This is a genomic window from uncultured Imperialibacter sp. (assembly GCF_963974565.1).
In the GTDB taxonomy this organism is placed as follows: domain Bacteria; phylum Bacteroidota; class Bacteroidia; order Cytophagales; family Cyclobacteriaceae; genus Imperialibacter; species Imperialibacter roseus.
Genome location: NZ_CAXBCJ010000012.1, coordinates 45460 through 64327, shown reverse-complemented (window position 1 = coordinate 64327; position 18868 = coordinate 45460). Strand labels below are relative to the sequence as shown.

General features: G+C 47.6%; 16 protein-coding genes. 12 read left to right on the top strand and 4 right to left on the bottom strand.

The window, feature by feature from the left end; all coding sequences use genetic code 11:
* The first annotated feature begins 270 nt into the window (after positions 1-270).
* Positions 271-582: a helix-turn-helix transcriptional regulator gene (locus AAC052_RS17270; protein ID WP_339814782.1), complete on the top strand. Its 312-nt coding sequence runs from the start codon at positions 271-273 to the stop codon at positions 580-582.
* Positions 583-678: 96 nt separating this feature from the next.
* Here the strand turns inward: AAC052_RS17270 and rapA are convergent, their stop codons facing one another.
* Positions 679-3510, bottom strand: a complete 2832-nt coding sequence (gene rapA, locus AAC052_RS17265; RefSeq protein ID WP_339814781.1) for an RNA polymerase-associated protein RapA — start codon at positions 3508-3510, stop codon at positions 679-681.
* 502 nt (positions 3511-4012) lie between these two features.
* Here rapA and AAC052_RS17260 point away from each other — a divergent pair.
* The 5 genes from AAC052_RS17260 (at position 4013) to AAC052_RS17240 (ending at position 8922) form a co-directional block, all read left to right on the top strand.
* Positions 4013-4906 carry a hypothetical protein gene (locus AAC052_RS17260; RefSeq protein WP_339814780.1) on the top strand — a complete coding sequence of 298 codons (894 nt, stop codon included), beginning with the start codon at positions 4013-4015 and terminating at the stop codon, positions 4904-4906.
* A gap of 484 nt (positions 4907-5390) precedes the next feature.
* A complete protein-coding gene (locus tag AAC052_RS17255) occupies positions 5391-5852 on the top strand; it encodes a hypothetical protein (RefSeq protein ID WP_339814779.1) in 462 nt (153 codons plus the stop codon).
* A gap of 255 nt (positions 5853-6107) precedes the next feature.
* A complete protein-coding gene (locus tag AAC052_RS17250; RefSeq protein ID WP_339814778.1) occupies positions 6108-6557 on the top strand; it encodes a helix-turn-helix domain-containing protein in 450 nt (149 codons plus the stop codon).
* Between the two features lie 353 nt (positions 6558-6910).
* On the top strand, positions 6911-7480 hold the full coding sequence (locus tag AAC052_RS17245) for a methyltransferase domain-containing protein (RefSeq protein ID WP_339814777.1): 570 nt from the start codon (positions 6911-6913) through the stop codon (positions 7478-7480).
* Between the two features lie 323 nt (positions 7481-7803).
* Complete coding sequence (locus AAC052_RS17240) at positions 7804-8922, top strand: acyl-CoA desaturase (RefSeq protein WP_339814776.1); 1119 nt, start codon at positions 7804-7806, stop codon at positions 8920-8922.
* 62 nt (positions 8923-8984) lie between these two features.
* Here AAC052_RS17240 and glgP read toward each other — a convergent pair whose 3' ends face one another.
* Both glgP and AAC052_RS17230 read right to left on the bottom strand, forming a co-directional pair.
* A complete protein-coding gene (gene glgP / locus AAC052_RS17235) occupies positions 8985-10637 on the bottom strand; it encodes an alpha-glucan family phosphorylase (protein WP_339814775.1) in 1653 nt (550 codons plus the stop codon).
* Positions 10638-10769: 132 nt separating this feature from the next.
* Positions 10770-11396: a redoxin domain-containing protein gene (locus tag AAC052_RS17230; RefSeq protein ID WP_339814774.1), complete on the bottom strand. Its 627-nt coding sequence runs from the start codon at positions 11394-11396 to the stop codon at positions 10770-10772.
* Positions 11397-11705: 309 nt separating this feature from the next.
* Here AAC052_RS17230 and AAC052_RS17225 point away from each other — a divergent pair, with 309 nt between their 5' ends.
* From AAC052_RS17225 to AAC052_RS17200, 6 genes are read left to right on the top strand one after another with little or no spacing between them, the layout of a single operon-like run.
* Complete coding sequence (locus AAC052_RS17225; protein ID WP_339814773.1) at positions 11706-13691, top strand: VWA domain-containing protein; 1986 nt, start codon at positions 11706-11708, stop codon at positions 13689-13691.
* Positions 13688-14962, top strand: a complete 1275-nt coding sequence (locus AAC052_RS17220; protein ID WP_339814772.1) for a dihydroorotase — start codon at positions 13688-13690, stop codon at positions 14960-14962. The genes AAC052_RS17225 and AAC052_RS17220 overlap by 4 nt, the downstream gene beginning before the upstream one ends.
* Positions 14963-14968: 6 nt before the next feature.
* Positions 14969-15490 carry a DUF4199 domain-containing protein gene (locus tag AAC052_RS17215; protein ID WP_317488225.1) on the top strand — a complete coding sequence of 174 codons (522 nt, stop codon included), beginning with the start codon at positions 14969-14971 and terminating at the stop codon, positions 15488-15490.
* Between the two features lie 4 nt (positions 15491-15494).
* On the top strand, positions 15495-16013 hold the full coding sequence (locus tag AAC052_RS17210; protein ID WP_317488223.1) for a DUF4199 domain-containing protein: 519 nt from the start codon (positions 15495-15497) through the stop codon (positions 16011-16013).
* Complete coding sequence (locus tag AAC052_RS17205; RefSeq protein ID WP_317488222.1) at positions 16013-16981, top strand: glycosyltransferase family 2 protein; 969 nt, start codon at positions 16013-16015, stop codon at positions 16979-16981. The genes AAC052_RS17210 and AAC052_RS17205 overlap by 1 nt, the downstream gene beginning before the upstream one ends.
* A 9-nt stretch (positions 16982-16990) precedes the next feature.
* The gene (locus AAC052_RS17200; RefSeq protein ID WP_339814771.1) at positions 16991-17983 is read left to right on the top strand and encodes a glycosyltransferase; all 993 of its coding nucleotides are present in this window, start codon (positions 16991-16993) and stop codon (positions 17981-17983) included.
* A gap of 1 nt (position 17984) precedes the next feature.
* On the opposite strand, the gene AAC052_RS17195 is transcribed toward AAC052_RS17200, so the two are convergent.
* On the bottom strand, positions 17985-18752 hold the full coding sequence (locus AAC052_RS17195) for a methyltransferase domain-containing protein (RefSeq protein ID WP_339814770.1): 768 nt from the start codon (positions 18750-18752) through the stop codon (positions 17985-17987).
* Between the last annotated feature and the right edge of the window lie 116 nt (positions 18753-18868).

Below are 18868 nucleotides of genomic sequence, written 5' to 3'. Positions count from 1 at the left end.
GTGCAACAGCCGAGTCTGCTTGTGGGCTGATCATTTCGGCGTCTCGCCGCTACCCGTAAATACTAACTATCCATACCGCCGGTCAGCTCATTTGAGAATGAAAGCGGGACGCTCAAGTGTAATGAGTCTTTCACCTTTCCTTCAATTGTTTCTTAATAAGGAAACAAACATCTTTGTTTTAAAAGCGCAATAGCTGAACGGTTTGAGGTTGGCTTTTTCGCTCCGGCTGGCTTTTTGCTCTAGTTGTCAACCAAAACATTGCCACAAGTCATGAAGACATATACACTGGAAGAACTGACTGATAAACATGTTGGTAAGAAGGGCACTGCAAACCGGGAGGCCTTTGAATATGAATTGAGAATGGACTTATTGGGTCAGGCCATTAAAGACGCTCGTAAAGAACGTCATCTCACTCAGGAACAGCTCGGAGAATTGGTGGGGGTAAAAAAAGCTCAAATTTCTAAACTCGAGAATAGCGTAACTGATGCCAGGTTTGAAACAATCATCAAGGTTTTTAAGGCCCTCAATGCCAAGATAAACTTCAACGTGGAGCTTCTTAACCAAAAAGTGGACATTGCTTGAAAACTTGGTAATGTAGATACTGGGGTTGTTATAAGCGTTGAACCCCCATCCCGCAAGCGGCCGCTTGAACTATTTACGAGCATTGCAATTGCAAAATCAATCCCCCTCCCTCACAAGCTGCACGGCATCCATTCTGATGCGGGCATCTTTAATAAGAGACGAAAGCTTAGCCCGTTCTTCGAGGGCCAGCTCAATTTCCTCTGGCCTCACATTCTCGTTTTTAGCATGAAGTGCCGTCAGTCGCCCGATTTCATGGTCCATGGTCAGCCTCATTTGCTGCAGGCCGGTTAAGATTTCGTCGGCTCTGAGCTCTTCTGCCAGGGCTGTTGCTGCCTTGAGCATATTCGGGAGAATGACATCTACCAACGTATCATTTTCCAGCATGTCGTCAATTTGGCCGGGCCTCAGCTGCTGATCGAACAGTTCAGTAGGGTAGTCGTCGGTTACATCCTCACCACTATGGTCAACCACTACCCTAAGCGGAGTGGCAGGCAGAAAGCGGTCGACATGGATGCTTTTTCCGCCAGATGTTTCCAGCACAAAGAGCACTTCCAAAAGAATGGCCGACTCTCCTGTGCCCCGAAGCACGCCGTAGCTGGCCGCTCCTGCACCATCGCTGAGCACCAGATCCATGGCGCCTGTGGCCATGGGATGGTCCCAGCTAATGAAGCTCATGTCTTCCCTGGCCAGCGCACGCTTCCGGTCGAACGTGACGGAGATGCCCTCATCGGGCAGCGATGGGAATTTGTATTTGTTGGCCTGGGTAGGGTGCAGCAAATAGGTGCGGGGGCCGAGGTCTTCGATGTCGATAGAAAAATGGTGAAAAACCTGCACCATGTACTTCTCCAGACTTGTATCGAGGTCTGCCTCGCCGATTTGCTCCACCAGTTTTTTGGCCACTGCCGGTCGAAAAGAGTTCATCTCGAGCAATCGATCCCGGCCATTGGCAAGCATCTTTTTGAGGTCTTGCTGAAAAGTAGCCGTGTCAGCAATAAGCGATGTCAATTGGCCATCTGCCTCCGGTGACCCAACGGACAGTGTGGCTTCTTTCAACCGTTCGCCAAACAATTGCGCCAGCTGGTTGCCACCTTCCAGGTTTTCTTCGAAAGCATTGAGCCCTTCGTGAAACCACCTGACAAGCACTTCCTGTGGGCTGCCTGTTAGGTAAGGCACGTGAATCTGGATGTCTTCCGTCTGCCCAATCCGATCCAATCGCCCGATCCTTTGCTCCAGCAACTCTGGATGCGCTGGTAAATCGAACAAAATGAGGTGGTGGGCAAATTGAAAATTTCGTCCTTCGCTGCCTATTTCCGAGCAAAGCAGCAACCGGGCACCATCGGGTTCGGCAAACCAGGCCGCATTGCGGTCTCGCTGCACAATGGTGAGGTCTTCGTGGAAAACGCCCACTTTGATGCCGCTGAGCTTCCCAATAGCTTCCTCCAGGGCCAGCACTTTTTCTTTACTCCGGCAAATCAGCACCGCTTTTGCTGGCTTCAGCCTCTTCATCAGCTTCACCAGCCAGCCCACCCTGGGGTCTTCTTCAAACCAAAACTTTTGCGATGGGCCATCAGTCGCTGATGTCTCTGAGTCGAGGGCGTATTCCTGCGACAACCGCTGTGCCCACAAGTCAGGCTGCTCAGTCGCCTTGATAGGCACAAGATGCGCTATTCTCTTTGGGAATCCACTCATTGCCGACCGGGTATTTCTAAAGACCACCCGGCCCGGGCCATGCTGATCGAGCAAATCTTCGATAAGGTTATTCTTTGCCACCTCTCCGCCTTTGGCAAGGGCTGCTATCCTTTCCTTGCCAAACATCGATTCCAGCAATTGGGTATCGGCCGCCTGCAAGGGGTTTCCTGAAGAAAGTGCTTCCACCACATTGGCAATCGCTTTATAGTCCTGCGATTCATTTTTGAACGTGTCATAGTCGGCGTACCTATCCGGATCCAGCAACCGAAGCCGTGCGAAATGGCTTTCTACGCCCAATTGCTCCGGTGTGGCCGTCAAAAGCAGTAGTCCTTTTGCTACCCGGCTCAAAAGCTCCACAATGCCATATTCAGGGCTGACTTTGTCCACCGACCATTCCAAATGGTGGGCTTCATCTACCACCAGCATGTCCCAACCGGCAGAAAGCGCCTGACTGGCCCGCACTTGCGAACCAGCTAAGAAAGAAGTGCTGCAAATAATCAACTGGTCGTCGAGAAACGGGTTGCCATCGGGGGCACCGCCATCGAGTGAAGCACAGCGCACTTCGTCGTAAATATGGAACCATAGATTAAACCGCCTGAGCATTTCCACAAACCACTGGTGAACCAGTGAGTCGGGCACGAGAATCAGCACCCTGGAAATACGCCCGGTCAGCAGCAGTCGGTGCAAAATCAAACAGGCTTCGATGGTTTTCCCGAGCCCGACCTGGTCCGACAGCAGCACCCGGGGGGCGTGCCGTGCGCTCACCTCATGGGCGATGTACAATTGATGAGGTATCAGGTCAATCCGGCCCCCCACAAACCCATTGATGGGCGAAATTCTGCGGTTGTGGTCGTAGTAAAGCGTCTTCCTGCGCAAGGCAAATAGTTCGGGTGTATCGACATCCCCCATAAAAAGGCAGTCGTCTACGCCGTGCTTAACAGACACATCACCAAGGTCGGCCTCCGACAGCTGCCTGCCCTGACCGATATAGATAAATAGGTGCCCGTCCGCTTCCACACGCTCCACCACCAATGGACGCTTGTCCTTGTCGGCAATGGCATCGCCGGGTTTGAAAACCACTCTGCGCAGGGGAGCATTCTCCACGGTGTACTGCCTTACCTCGTCGGCGATGGGAAAGTGTAGCTTTACACGGCCTTTACTGGTCTCAGTCACGATGCCCACGCCCAATTCGGGCTCGCCTGCACTTGTCCATCGTTGATCGGGGAAGAAGTTTTCCAAAGGTTACTAATTGTTCGGTGAATAGAGCGCTGCCCCCGGGGTGAGGGTGCCTCATGGTATTAAGACTGCAAAGGTCTTCAATTTTTGGTTATGATGGTATATGTATATTGAGTCCTCAGGAATACTGGTCTTTTTGCCGTTGTTTTTGTGCGATTAATTAACGCAGGCCGCTTCGGTCATTCAAATGCCCTTTTTTCCGGCAGCGCAGCGCCAACTCGTTTGTTGCGTAGCAAACCTGAGAAACACAGCTATCTTTCCGGTCAAACATAGTGATGTTTTGACATAGTGCCGCTTTCAATGGGAACTGAGCTTTCGTATACCAGACAGAGCAGAAAGGGTCAGCGGTATATCAGGTTCATAGTATGCGGTTGTAAACGGATATGCTGGCTTTGGTTGGGTTGTTTAGCTGTTTTGATCTTTGAAGCGGAAAAATTGTTATAATTGGTATATGGCTATTGGCCATACCGAATTGTTATGAGCCAATGCTGCCAAACTTTTCAATATGGGAACTTGGGGAACTGCAATAAAAGATAGCGATGCTTTTGCAGACGTGTATAGTGAATTTTTTGAACTGTACAATGCAGGCGGCGATCCTAAGACTATCTCAAAAAAGATCATAGAAGACAATTGGGAAATCTTAGAAATCGAAGAGGAGAAACATAGCCTTTGGTTTGCAATTGCTTTGGCACAATGGGAAACAAAGTCGCTTGATGAAGATATTTTAAGGAAAGTTGAGACGATTGTTACGTCTGGTGCTGACTTAAGTATTTGGAGACATTTGGGTGCATCAGAACCCGACCTTACGAGACGAAAAGTTGCTCTCAAAAAATTCCTTGACAAAATCCAAACGGAACGACCAAAGGCAAAGCCGAGAAAAAAACTAAAGCTGAATACCGCCGTCTTCTCAACTGGAGAATGCTTGGTATTTAAGATGCGGAATGGCAATTATGGAGGAGCTGTGGTATTAGCAACTGACGCAGATCCAGTGACGCCCTATAACTTAGTGGCGACAACCAGAATTAATAAAAGAGAGTTGCCTAGCCTAGATGACTTTGAAAAAGCAGAAGTACTTGTGCTAAATTTTGGAAACTGGACGGACAAACCCGACGTAGTCTGGTACATGCCAGATCTCTATTTCAAAGAATATTCAAGCTTGTACGAATCTATTGGTAAAATAGACATAGAGGCTCAATATAAAGTAATTGATAGAATCGGACTGAGTTACCTATTCAAGCCTTCGTACACGACAGGATGGAATATGAGCTATGATGCTGAGAAGCAATTTGAATCCGAGTTGACAAAGCCTAAACCAACGCAGCAACTGACAATTAAGCAATTAATAAAGGGAGAACGGACTTCCAAAAAGTGGTGGGATTTTCTAAAGAAAGGCTCATAACACAACAGTAAAGTGAATGTGGGCTTCAGCGGATGCCATAGGGCAGGTGGCTTGGATTGCCCGCCACAATTTATAATTTTAACATCGCCGTGACTAAGTGCCAGTGGAAGCGGAGCTGCATAAAACTCCCACACTCACTTTACTGAGGCGTTGAGCGTAATTGCACTGCATGAGAAAACTTTGGCTGATATTTCTAGCGACGTGTACTTTTTCCAGTCTTTATTCTCAGGAGTGGAAAATCGGAGTCATCAACGACCCGGACGGATATACCAACATTCGAGCTGGCAAGACAACCAAGTCTGAAGTTATCGGTAAGCTTCTTGCCAACGAACTCTTTCGTTTTGCGGATTCAACAGCTGAGCAATGGCTGATGATTAAGATGACAAAGTGTAATTGTGAGACCTCCCAGCACGAGAGTAGGCAGATTACAGGGTTCGTCCATAAGAGTAGAATTCGAGATGTGAATAACCTTGGCAACCACGAGATGACAAACTTGTTAGACGGGATATTTCGAACCGAGCTTGATTTATACAACCAAATGCTGAAAGTGGTAGATCGAACTTCAGAAGAATTCAAACGACTGAATAGGAAATGGACAGTATTTCATGAAGAACAGTTTGATTTATCTCTCGGACAATTCACAAACTATGTCTGCGTATCGCAAGACGCATCTCTTACCAATAAATTCCTGAACATCATGGAGGTAGAGGACGGATCTGCAGACGAAGTACCTACATTTGCTCTGGGTAGACTATTTATTTGTCGTTCCGAGTGGACATTCGAACAAATCCGACAACATTTAACTCTAATGGATCAACTTGAGTGGGGGCTAGTGAACGTGGTATTTAATATGACAGACGACGAGGCCGATGTCTACAAGACAATGTACAACGAGCTTCGGAAGTCTGCAGGAATGGCCGAAGTTGACCTTTCCAAGTACGAATAAATGCGCTCAACACAACCTTCCACGCACGGGGCTAGGCTTGATGCAATCAGAAGCTCGCCGGAATCTCCGCCACAAAAGTTAATTTAACATCGGCCAGTCTCCGCTAAAGCTGCGGTTAATAATGCGTGGCTAGTTGGCTAGCGAAGTCTATTAAACAACTCCAATCGCCAGTGGTTAGCGCCAATCGTCATACTGTTTCGTATAAAACATTTGTTTCGAATATTTCGTTTATATATTTGTAGCAAACTGTTGGACATGAGCACGGTTAAAAAACAGATTACTAAAAAGGAGCAACAGATGGCTTCGGAGTCGGTTGCAAGGCTTTCTCAATTTGCAGGGAGGAGAAAATCTTCTAAGTCGAATGAGGTAAGGATAACTCTTCAGGGAGAGGATATAATGATCCCAGAAAAGGCATTAATCCATCTTATAGAAGTGCTTTCTAATATGTCGGATGGCAAATCGGTAGATATAGTAGCGGAGGATGCTGAATTGTCTACCCAAAAGGCAGCTGATATACTGAATGTTTCCAGGCCTTTCATCATCAAGTTATTGGAACAAGGACGGATTCCTTTCAAAAAAGTGGGCAAACATCGACGGATACTGCTTCACGATGTTTTACGTGTAAAGGAACAGCAGAATAAGGTTAGGGAATCACAGCTTGAAAAACTTGTGAAGGATTCTCAAATCCTGGGATTAGGTTATTGATGGCCAAACAGAGAATTGTCAAAGCCATATTGGATGCTTGCGTCCTGTATCCGGCACCCGTAAGAGACATCCTCTTGTCATTTGCTGGGGAAGGATTATACCAACCAAAATGGCCGCACTCCTACAAGATGGCCGTTAACACTTCGGTGCTATGAAAGTGGGCTTCGCTTGCTATGAGGGGCAACTCGCTTGGATTCTCTGCCACATCGGTTAATTTTATCATTGGGCAGCCTTTGCAAAAGCTACGGTTGGCAAAGCTTGGCTATTGTGGAGGAAGGCGGTAGTTCTTATCAATCCCCATACTGCATGACCTGTCTAGCGCAGAACGCCAATCTAAATCAGGAAATCAATAAATGGCTGACTACGACAAATACTACGAGACTGAAAATCTATTTGGAGCGCCATATACAGAGTTGGTTGAGTTTTTCAAAAACCACGAATCCAAAGGAAAACTCCTCGACTTAGGTTGTGGACAAGGGCGGGATGCCGTAGCCCTGGCAAGACTCGGATATACCGTAACCGGAGTCGATAATTCAAAAGTCGGCATTGACCAGATGATTGGCATATCCAACGCAGAAAACCTGAAAATCACTGGGGTGGTCAGTAATATATATGATTTTGATAACTATGGGGATTTTGACATTGTATTGCTCGACTCCATGTTTCATTTTGAGCAACGTGACAGGCAAAAAGAAACTTCTTTGATCAATAAAATTGCCAACGACCTAAAGCCCAATGGCTTGATTTGCGTATGTGTACAGGATACCGGTTCCAAAGTCAGGATCTTAAAGGGAGCAATAAGCAATTCAAACCCAGATTTTGAGACGGTAAATGATTCATCCCTGGTTTACAGGTACGAAGATGACGAATCAGGCCATAAGTCAACCACTAAGTATTGTATGTATATTGTGAGAAAGAAATGAGAAATGCATGATTGTTGAACATGCTCCAGTCAAAATTGGCCCTATTGAAATCGAAAATTGGAGCATGTTGCACCCCTGCCATATCTGTCGGAAGTTCAGCATAAGGTAGCACCGACGGCATTTTTAATTCTTTAAGTAATTTCCCGCCTGCCAGATATATCAGATTTGTGTAGCTATGCAGGGTCATAAGGGCTATATTGCAGATGCCGTCCCGAATTATTTTCATTCTTACCAGCAATTTTCCTTTTATCTAGTCTCACATCGCTGCTCTTCATTGGATCACTCATTCTAGCGAAGGTCACTTTAACACCAATAAAAGCTACATGAGCCAATCCATTAAATTTGTGTCGAAGGAGTACGACTTTTTCACTACTCTGAATCACCGAGTCAATCAGTACTTCAAAACGAAAAACATTAGCCGCAATGCCAACACGGCCATGGTCTTCAAGACTATTGCCATGTTTACGCTGTATTTCGGTCCCTACGCAGTCATTGTAGCAGGCTCTTTTTCAAGCCTCTATGTGTTTTATGCCATGAGTGCCGTTATGGGGTTTGGCCTTGCGGGCATTGGCATGTCAGTGATGCACGATGCCAACCATAGTGCCTATTCAAAAAAGAAATGGGTAAATACGCTGCTCGGCTATTCCCTGAACATGGTGGGCGGCAATGCATTCAACTGGAAGGTGCAGCACAATGTGCTCCACCACACATTTACCAACGTTGACGGAACCGACGAAGACATTGAACCAAGAGGCGTGCTTCGTTTTTGTCCCCACACCGACTGGAAGCCCTTCCACAAGTTCCAGTTTATCTATGCGTGGTTTTTCTATGGCCTTCTGTCGTTTATCTGGATTGTGTTCAAAGACTTTGAGCGTCTCACCAGGTACAAAAGAGCCGGTCAGATCAAAAAACAAAAGACGACTGAGCTGAAGGAATGGTCAGTATTGATATTTACCAAAATTGCCTACTACGCCTACATCATCGTAATACCCATGTTGGTATTGCCTTTTGCGTGGTGGCATGTGTTGATAGGCTTCTTTGTGATGCACTACATCGCCGGCTTCATTCTGGCAGTAGTTTTTCAGCTGGCGCATGTGGTGGAGGGTACCGAATATCCCGTGCCTGATGAAACCGGTAATATCTACAATACCTGGGCTGTACACCAACTACACACCACTGCCAATTTTGCGCAGCACAACAGGTTACTCTCCTGGTATGTAGGAGGGCTGAACTATCAGGTGGAACACCACCTCTTCTCCAATATCTGCCATGTGCACTACCACAAACTTTCCAAGATCGTGAAAGAGACCTCGGAGGAGTTTGGGCATCCATATAAGTCGAAGCGCAGGCTTCGGGACGCAGTGGCGAGCCATTTCAAAGTACTGAAGGCACTCGGCAAAAAGGATGCATCACCCGTGCTTGAGGCTGTATTTGTGCCCTAAAGCCTTTTTAAGTTCAGTTGAAAAAATAAAGGCAGTTGATCCAATCAACTGCCCCAATTGCTTTATGAGTAAAGTTTTTCGTAATACTCGTCGACCATTCTGTGGCTGCTGAAATACGGCACCACATCTCTCATACTGTTTTTCATCACTTCCAGCCACTTTTCGGGCTTGTCGTAGTAAGTAGGAAGAATCTCCTTTTCAAGGATCTTGTACATCCCCTCAAAGTCCTCCTGGTCCAGCTTTGGATGGTCGTTGAAGTCGGTGCCGTCAGGAATCAGGTAGCTGTTGACACCGTGCTTGCCGAACTCCGGAATCCAGCCATCCTGAATCGATAAATTCACGCTGCCATTCATGCTTGCTGTCATGCCGCTGGTGCCTGAAGCTTCTCTGGGCTTTCTGGGCGTGTTCAACCAAATGTCGCTGCCGTTTTTCAGTGAGCGGCTCAGTGCCAGCTCATAGCCTGTCAGCACCGTGCAATTGGCAAACTCTTTGGACACCCTCACGAGGTGGTTAAAGATGTCGATGGCGCCGTAGTCTTTGGGGTAGGGCTTGCCTGCCCAAATGATTTGCACGGGTCTTTTGGTGTTGGTAACCAGCTTTCGGAACCTGTCGAAGTCTTTGAGCAGCAGGTCGGGCCTTTTGTAGGCAGCAAACCTTCTGGCCCACACGATGGTGAGTACGTCAGGGTCGAACAGCTTGCCCGACTGATCGGCCACAATTTTGAAAAGCTCGCTTTTCATCTCCTTCTTTCTGGCTATCAAAGCCTTGTCATTATTTTTCTCCAGGGCGGTGTTCAGCTCTTTGTCGGCCCAGTAGCTCACATTTTGAGAGTTGGTAATGGGGATTATTTCACACGTATCTTTAAATGTGCCCCACATTTCTTTCGACACCTTGGCGTGGATTTTTGACACCGCATTGGCTTTTTTGGCCAGCCGCAACGCAGCCACCGTGTAGCTCACTTTACCCGATTTGTCCGTGATCCAATCTACTTCTTCCTGCTTCCAGCCAGTAGGGAAAAAGCCAATTTTGTTCAGCAGCTCAAGGGAATGTTCTTCATTGCCGGCTTTTTCCGGTGTATGCGTGGTGAATACGCATTTGCTCTTCAGCTTCTTTTTATCGGCTGCCTGCGCATACATGTGAGTAAAGGCTGGCAATCCGTGGCCTTCGTTGAGGTGGTAAATGTCGGCACCGCCCAGGGCTTCAATCACCTTGTAGCCACCCACGCCCAGCACCATGCTTTGCGCAACCCTTGTCAGCTCGTTGTCTTCGTAAAGCCTGTGGGTAATCGTGCGTGACAGGTAGTCATTCTCTGGAATATCGGTGCTCAGCAGATAGATGGGCGCACTGCCAAAGGTGTCGGCCTTGAGGGCATACGCCTTGGCCTTCACACTGCCATTGTCGAAAATGGGAACATCGACAATGATACCCGTGTCTTCCAGAAAGCTGTAGTTTTTCTCTGTCCACACAGCGCCCAACGACTGATCCATGTTGCGGGTTTGGTCGTAGTAGCCGTACTGCCACAAAATGCCAACGCCAACCAGGTTCTGCTTAAGCTCATAAGCACTGCGCATGTGGGAGCCTGCCAGAAACCCAAGGCCTCCGGAGTAAATTTTCAGTGCCTGGTCAATGGCAAATTCCATGCTAAAGTAGGCTACCTTCTTCTTGTACTTAGCATCGTATTTATAGGGGTGATACCACTTACTATATTGACTCATAATTGATTGTGCTTGTTTTGGTGAGCGAAAATAGGCAAAACAAATTTAGGACGGCAAGAATGAAACTGCCGATTTCGCCGAACTGGTTTGTGCAAAGGGTAGCGGGGAAATTAGGGGCTATTTCCCAGCCGATTAGTGATGTTTCATACTCATGTTGAGCATGCAGCCAATCGGCTCCGTTTTGTTTGGGTTGATGGCTTTGCCGACAAGAGCGGCGGCAATGGCATCGTCGAGGTAGTGCTCGGTGACGACGTTTCGGTACTTGCCCAGCTCATAAAACCAATTGTCTATTTTGCCCCTGTAGAGCAGGTCGCCCGTTCGGTTGAAAAGAAAAACTTCAGGAGTTACTTTGGCTTTCAGAATATGAGTGACCACCTGGTGGCTGTCGAGCAGAATGGGGAAGCCGAATTTGTATTTGGCAGCAAAAGCCGCAGCGGTTTCTTTGGTTTCTCCTTCGCTGGGAGCAATCCCTATCACGCTAAGTCCCTCTACTTGCGCCAATTCCCTGAACTTGCCTGTGTACTGCTGGCAAATAGGGCAATCGTGGGCCATTAGGATCAAAAGGGTGAGTTTTTGGTTTTCGAAAGAAGAAAGCGAATAGGGCTGGCCGCCGTAGTTTTCTAACTCAATTTTCCTGAGCGACTCACTGAAATTGCCAAGGTCGGTGGGAATAGTTTGCGCCAGCACACCAATGCTCAGTAGCTGACCAGTAATCAGCCCAATGAGGGCTAAGAAGCTTACGTACCGCCGATTGTTCATACCTTAAAGTTAGGGCTTAATACCCCATGGTGTGTGCACTTAAAACTACTTTCTTTGAAAGTCTTCTTTTTTTACCCCAACCCTAAGTGGAAAAGATGCCTTTCAAAGCTGTTTTCTCCCTTTAGGGCCGGGGTAGTTAAACAGCTTTGAAAGTTGAATTATGAATTTGTTTTAAGTGCTTTTTGCCCTACTTAATACCCTTGATAGAAAAAATATGACAAAGCTTTCCATTATCTTTCCAAATCATCGGCAATCCTTCTACTTTGGATTCCGTTTAGAGATTAACAAAAAGAAGAAGACAGTCATTTCATGAATTTTCTATTTCCTCAATTCCTTTGGGCTCTTCTTGCACTTTCTATTCCGATCCTCATTCACCTGTTTAATTTTCGCAGGGCGAAAAAAATATATTTCTCCAATGTGAACATGCTCAAGCATGTGAAGCAAACGAGCAGCTCCAAGCTAAAGCTGAAACATTGGCTGGTGCTGTTTTCCAGGCTAGCGACCGTCTTTTTCCTTGTCATGGCCTTTGCGCAGCCTTTCCTGCCTTCCAACGACGGCAAGCAGCTGAGCGGCGACGTGGTGCTGTACCTCGACAACTCGCAGAGCATGAGCAACCTGACGGGTACAGAAGCGCCCGGGCTGGACATAAGCATTGGCATGATCAGTGAAGTGCTCAAGGCTTACCCAAGAGAAACACGCTTTCAGCTTATCACCAACGATTTTGCGCCGTTTTCCAATCATGCCAAAAGCAAGGTGGATGTGGAGGAGTTGCTTACTGAGCTGAGCTACTCATCTATCGTGCGATCGCCCGACGAGATCATTGGCCGAATGGAGCTGGGCGCCACTGAAAAAGACATTTACTGGATCAGCGACTTTGCCTACAACCCTGAGCAGCCGGTATCGGATGGCGACTCCGTCAACAATTTCAAGCTGCTGCCAATTTCCTTTCCTGTTTCCGCCAATATTTTCATCGACACGGTGTACCTCGAAAGCCCTTTTCTAATAGAGGGTCAAACCAACACCCTTTTCGTTTCGCTTCGCAATACGGGCGAGGAAATAAAAACTGATATGCCGGTCAAGTTTTTTGTCAACGATATTCAGGTGGGGGCGCTCACTACCGACCTGGTACCCAATGGGCAAACCACCCTTTCATTTGAACTCAACATGGCGCTCGAGGACTTCAACCGGTGCCATCTCAGCATTGACGATTTCCCTATTCTTTTCGACAATGAGTTCTACCTGACGCTGAACCAGTCGCCCAGGGTGCGCATTATGGAGATTCGTGGCAGAACAGCCTCTTCTGCCATTGGCAGGGTGTTTGCCAACGAGCTTTTGTTCGATTTGCAGTCCTTCGATGCTGGCAATATTGACTACGGGAGCTTTGAGGATGCCGAGTTGCTGGTGATCAACGAGGTGGATCAGCTAAACAGCGGCCTGGAAGCTTTTATCAAGAGCTCGCTCGATAATGGGAGAACGGTCTTGATCATTCCATCGTCCCAAAGTTTTGATAGCGGGTGGGCGAATATCTACAGTGCGCTCAGGCAAAGTGTGCAAACCAACCTGCAGGAGATTACTCAACCCGATCTCAATAACCCTTTCTTTAAAAACATTTTTGAGGCCTCTTCCGAAAAAATGGAAATGCCAGCCGCTGCTATGCAAATGAGCTGGGGTAACAATGGCGGTCATTTGCTGAAATACAGGTCAGGCGCTCCCTATTTGACCCGAGCAAATGCCTCTTCGGGGGTTTTGTACCTGCTGGCTTCTTCTCTGGCGCCGACCAGCAGCACGTTTTCCAACAACGCCTTGTTTGTGCCCATCATGTACAAAATGGCTATCGGTGCCCGAAGCACAAAGGGCCGACTTTACTATACGCTTGATGAAATACTGCTCACCGTCAATGGGTCGGAAGTAACTGATACCGACCTGTACAAGCTCAGCGGCAATGGGCAGGAAATTGTGCCCGGTCAGCAGGCGGTGGGGGCCAATGTAAGGCTGGAGCTGCCCAGGTTTATGATGCAGGCTGGCTACTACGACGTGAAGTTCAGGGACGAACTGGTGGATGCACTGGCGTTCAATCTGGAGAAAGGCGAATCGCAACTCAAACCCTTGCCGGAAGAGTCGGTGTTGGAGTTGTTCAACACGGTGGAGAAAAAAGAGATTATCAATGTGCTCTCACCGGAAGATCTCGAAAAGAATTTGAACGAACGCTTCAATGGAAAGGAATTGTGGAAATATGCCTTAATTTTGGCGTTAGCATTTTTACTTATTGAGGTCTTATTACTTCGTTTCCTATGAGTAGCCTATACCTGAAAGGTGTAAAACTGATCAACCCCTCCTCGGAATTCCATCTGAAAAAAGTCCACCTTTCCATAAAAAATGGGAAAATCGACTACCTGGGCTTGAAGGAAACTAACAGTGCAGGAAAGGTTATCGAGGGCAAAGACCTGATCGTAACGCCAGGCTGGTTCGATCTGCGGGCTAATTTTTGCGACCCGGGCATGGAGCACAAAGAAGACCTGAACTCCGGGTTGAAAGCTGCCGCCGCAGGAGGTTTCTCAGATGTGTGCCTGCTGCCCGACACCCACCCCACCATACAAACGAAGAACGATATCGAGTACCTAAAGTCAAAGGGACGAGGCAAAGTGACCACGGTTCATCCGATGGCTGCCGTTACACTTGGGCGCAAAGGGGAGGAGCTGAGTGAAATGATCGATCTGCACCATGCGGGTGCTGTCGCTTTTACTGATGGCCACGACCCAATCTGGAACACGGATATCCTCTTGAAAACCCTGCAATATCTGCAGCCACTCAATGGCTTGTTGATGAACAGGCCGGAAGACAAGTGGCTGGCAAAGTTTGGCGTGATGCATGAAGGAGTGCAAAGCACCAGGTTGGGCATGAGAGGTGTGCCGGTGGCTGGGGAAACCATCATGGTGGAGCGGGATCTGAGAATACTGGAGTACGCTGGTGGAAAGATCCATTTTTCGCAGGTGTCATCCGCTGAGGCTGTCGATATGATCAAAAAAGCCAAAAAACGTGGCCTTTCAGTGACTTGCGACGTATCAGTACACCACCTTTGTTTCAACGACACCTACCTGAGCACCTTCGATACCAACTACAAAGTGTCACCTCCCTTCCGCACCGAAAAGGACAGAAAGGCGCTGATTGCCGGCGTGAAGGATGGCACCATCGACACCATTGTGTCGGCGCATGAGCCGCAGGATGAGGAGAGCAAAAAGCTGGAGTTTGACCTGGCCGAATTTGGCATCACCGGGCTTCAAACCCTCTGGCCTGTGCTCAACCAACTGGACCTCAAAGGCGAGCTTTCGCTGGAGCAGTCGCTGCCCGCCGTTTTCGATGGGCCGAGAAAGGTGCTAGGCTTTCCTGCTGTTGCTCTGGAGGTTGGTGCTGACGCCTGCCTGACAGTGGCCAGCACGTCCACCAGGTGGATGCTCGATAAAAAAACCAACCTTAGTAAATCTGTCAACAATCCATTTTTTGGAAAAGAACTGACTGGCATGGTGGCAGCGGTTGCCAATAATGGCCTTGTTCAAATCATCAACTAAGCTGGCATGAAGAATCCGTTGATCAAGGTACCCCTGAAGTACGGGATAGCTGGAGGCTTGCTGGTGGTGCTGGTTTTTGTGGTGCTTTTCCTGCTGGGTGAAAACCCTCTTTTAATGCTGCAGCCCTTCGATTTTATGCTGTTGCCATTGTTTCTGTTTGTGAGCATCCGTGAATTCAGGGATGTGCACAATGGCCGTTTGATGTTTTTTTGGCAGGGAATGACAGTTGGTTTTTTCTGCTATATAATCATTGCGCTGGTGTCCAGTGTCTTTATCATTTTGTTTCTCGAGTTTTGCGACTGTAATCTTTTGGCAGAATTCATTACCAATAAGGTAGAGATACTTGAAAGCGGCAAAGCAAGGGTAATTGAAGAAATGGGGCAGGCTACCTACGACAAAACAGTAACAGACGTAGAAGCTACCACTGCCTTTATTGTCTCCTTGGACAATCTATTGAAGAAATGCATCCTTGGCCTTTTGTTTACTATCATGTTATCTATGATATTAAGAACGAAACCTAAAAACTAAAACCATGGAACAACAAGTAACAACAAGAGGAGTAGGTTTGCAATACGGCGTTATTGCTGGTGTGGTAATGATTATTTATGGCCTTGTCCTTCAATTGACCGGGCTGGTATTTGAATCATGGGCATCATGGATCAACTACATTTTTTTAGCAGTTGTCATCTTTCTTGCTCATAAGAAATACAAAGAGGACGGAGACGGATTCCTTTCATTTGGCCAGGGCCTCGGAATCGGGTTTTGGATATCACTGGTTGGCGGGGTGATTAGCTCCGTTTTCTCCTTTATATACATAACCTTTGTTGATCCAACGTTTGTGGAAACTATGATGGAAAAGGCAAGGTACAATATGGAAGAGCAAGGCACGCCAGATGCACAGATTGATCAGGCGATGGCCATTACGGAAAAATTCATGAATCCGGGAATGATGTTTGTCTTTGGTATAGTGGGCGTTTTGTTTTTCGGCTTTATATTGAGCCTGATTGTGTCTGCCATTACAAAAAAGACCGATCCACAACTTGAAGTTTAATGACCGAAAATAAGCCAGATATTTCTGTAGTGGTTCCTCTCAAAAATGAAGAGGAATCATTACAGGAATTGTGTGAATGGATACAAAAAGTGATGCAGGAAAACCAGTTTACCTACGAGGTGATACTGGTGGATGACGGGAGCACCGATGCCAGCTGGGTAACTATCCAGGAGCTAGGCATAGGTAATAGTTGTATCAAAGGCTTACGGTTTAACAGAAATTACGGTAAATCCGCTGCCCTGCACGAAGGCTTTGCAGCAGCGGATGGCAAAGTGGTCATCACCATGGACGCCGATCTTCAGGACAGCCCCGATGAAATTCCCGAGCTCTACCGCATGATCACGGAAGATGGCTACGACCTGGTGTCGGGCTGGAAAAAGAAGCGGCACGATCCCATTGGCAAGACCATTCCATCCAAATTTTTTAATGGCGTTACCCGCATCATGTCAGGCATTCCGCTACACGATTTTAACTGTGGCCTGAAAGCTTACAGGTCTGTGGTAATAAAAAACATCAAGGTGTACGGCGAAATGCACCGATACATCCCGCTTATTGCCAAATGGAACGGGTTTTCTCGCATAGGTGAAAAAGAGGTGCTGCACCACGCCAGAAAATATGGCAGAACTAAGTTTGGGCTGGAACGCTTCATCTTCGGCTTTCTCGACCTGCTTTCTATTTCTTTTGTTACCAGGTTCAAAAGGCGCCCAATGCACTTCTTTGGTACTTTGGGCACACTCACTTTTGTGTTTGGAGCCGGTGTTACCGGGTTTATGGCGCTTGAAAAATGGAACAACCTCAGGCTCAAACTTCCGGTCAGGGAAATTGTCGATCAGCCATTGTTTTACATCGCTCTGCTGGCAGTAGTGGTGGGCGTTCAGCTTTTTCTGGCTGGCTTCCTGGCTGAAATGATGACAATCACCAGCAATAAGAATGAAGATTATCTGGTCATTGAGAGGTCAGGTTTATAGCTTTGGCCCATGGCTAAGCCCAAATACTCATTCATAGTACCGGTTTACAATCGGTCGGACGAACTCAGGGAGCTTCTTTCCAGTTTAGGCGACCAGCAGGCAACTCACTTTGAGGTGATCGTTGTGGAGGACGGCTCGGAGCAAAAGGCTGACAAAGTGGTTGAAAGCTTTGCCGGCAAGCTAGACCTCACCTACCTTTTCCAACCCAATGCCGGACCCGGCGCAGCCCGAAACAACGGGGCTTCGCAGGCCAAAGGCCAGTGGCTGATCTTCCTGGATTCGGATGTGATAGTGCCGCCGGGTTATATTGCTGCGCTGGACGCATTGCCAAAGCTACCATCGTTGTTTGGCGGACCCGACAAGGCTGCCTCAGACTTTTCTGCCACTCAAAAAGCCATCAACTATTCCATGACCTCTTTTCTAACCACCGGTGGTATCCGTGGGAAAAGAAAATCGATGGAAGCATATAAACCCCGTAGCTTTAATATGGGTGTTGAAGCCATGCTTTTTCAAAAGATTGAAGGCTTCAGGGCGATGCGGTTTGGCGAGGACATTGACCTTTGTTTGAGAGCAGAAAAAGCAGGCATGAAGGGCGTGTTAATTGAAGATGCCTGGGTGTATCACAAACGCAGAAGCAATTTCCGACAGTTTTATAAGCAGGTGTTCAACTCAGGGGTGGCAAGAATTCATCTTCACTTGTTGCACCCCGGCTCTACAAAAGCCGTGCATACTTTTCCAGCCTTGTTTGCGGTTGCAGTCATTTTTCTGGCTGTGTGGGCGCTGCTGTTCAATGCCAACCGGCTCCTTCCTCTTCTGATCTATTCCGCCTTCATTCTGGTTGATTCAACAATTAAAAATGGGTTGCCTGCCGGCATCTTGTCAGTGCCTGCTGCTTTTGTGCAGCTGGTGGGTTATGGCCTGGGGTTCTTAAAGGCAGGATTTGAGGTGTATGTACTCAGAAGAAAGCCTAAGTTTGGGTTTGCTGAAACCTTCTACAAGTAGCCTATGCCTTTTTACAAAAGAAAATAGTCTCGTCTTTTGGCAGCGCATACCTGGTAACTACGTCGCCCGGTAATTCCTTCACATAGTCATTGGCATCAACTGTAAACCCGGCGCTGGCCAGCCGTTCTGCATAGTCCTTCCCGTACTTTCTCACGTGGTCGTCCTGCCCAAACCTGCGGCAGCGTTCCTTTGGATCGGTGATGGTGATGTCTTCAACTGTTTTCTCTTCCAGCGGATAGAAGAACGGCACCTGGATGATGGCCCACCCACCCGGCTTCAGCACTCTGTGCAGCTCGCTCATCGCCTTCAGGTCGCTGTCTACATGCTCCATCACATGATTGCAAAAGGCAACGTCGAAGGTGTTGTCGTCAAAAGGTACCTGATGGATATCCATTTTCACTTTCGCCAAAGGCGATTCTATGTCGGCTGTGATGTAGTCGTCTTTGTGAAGTTTTTCAAATGCCTCTATAAAGCAGATTTCCGGTGCTACGTGAAGCACTTTCAACTTATCAGTAAAAAAATTGGTCTTGTTCTTGAGAAACAGGTACATCAGCCTGTGTCGCTCCAGTGCCAGGCAGTTGGGGCAGAGGGCATTTTCACGGGACTGCCTGCCGTAGGGCAAGAACTTTCGGAAGTGGGCGTTGCATACAGGGCATTCCACTTTGTTGCCAATGTAAAAGATGGAGACCACCTTGAGCACCCAATGGCTGAAAAGTTGCAGGTATTTTCTGGGTACTGTGCGTAGCAAAAAACTAATGATGTGCTTCAAAACTATAGCGATCTGGTTCCGAAATGCCTGCAAATATAGTAGATTCGAAACCCAAACCAGCTTGGAATCGAAATAAGGAAATATTGATTGAGGAGAATTACCAGTATATTCGAAAC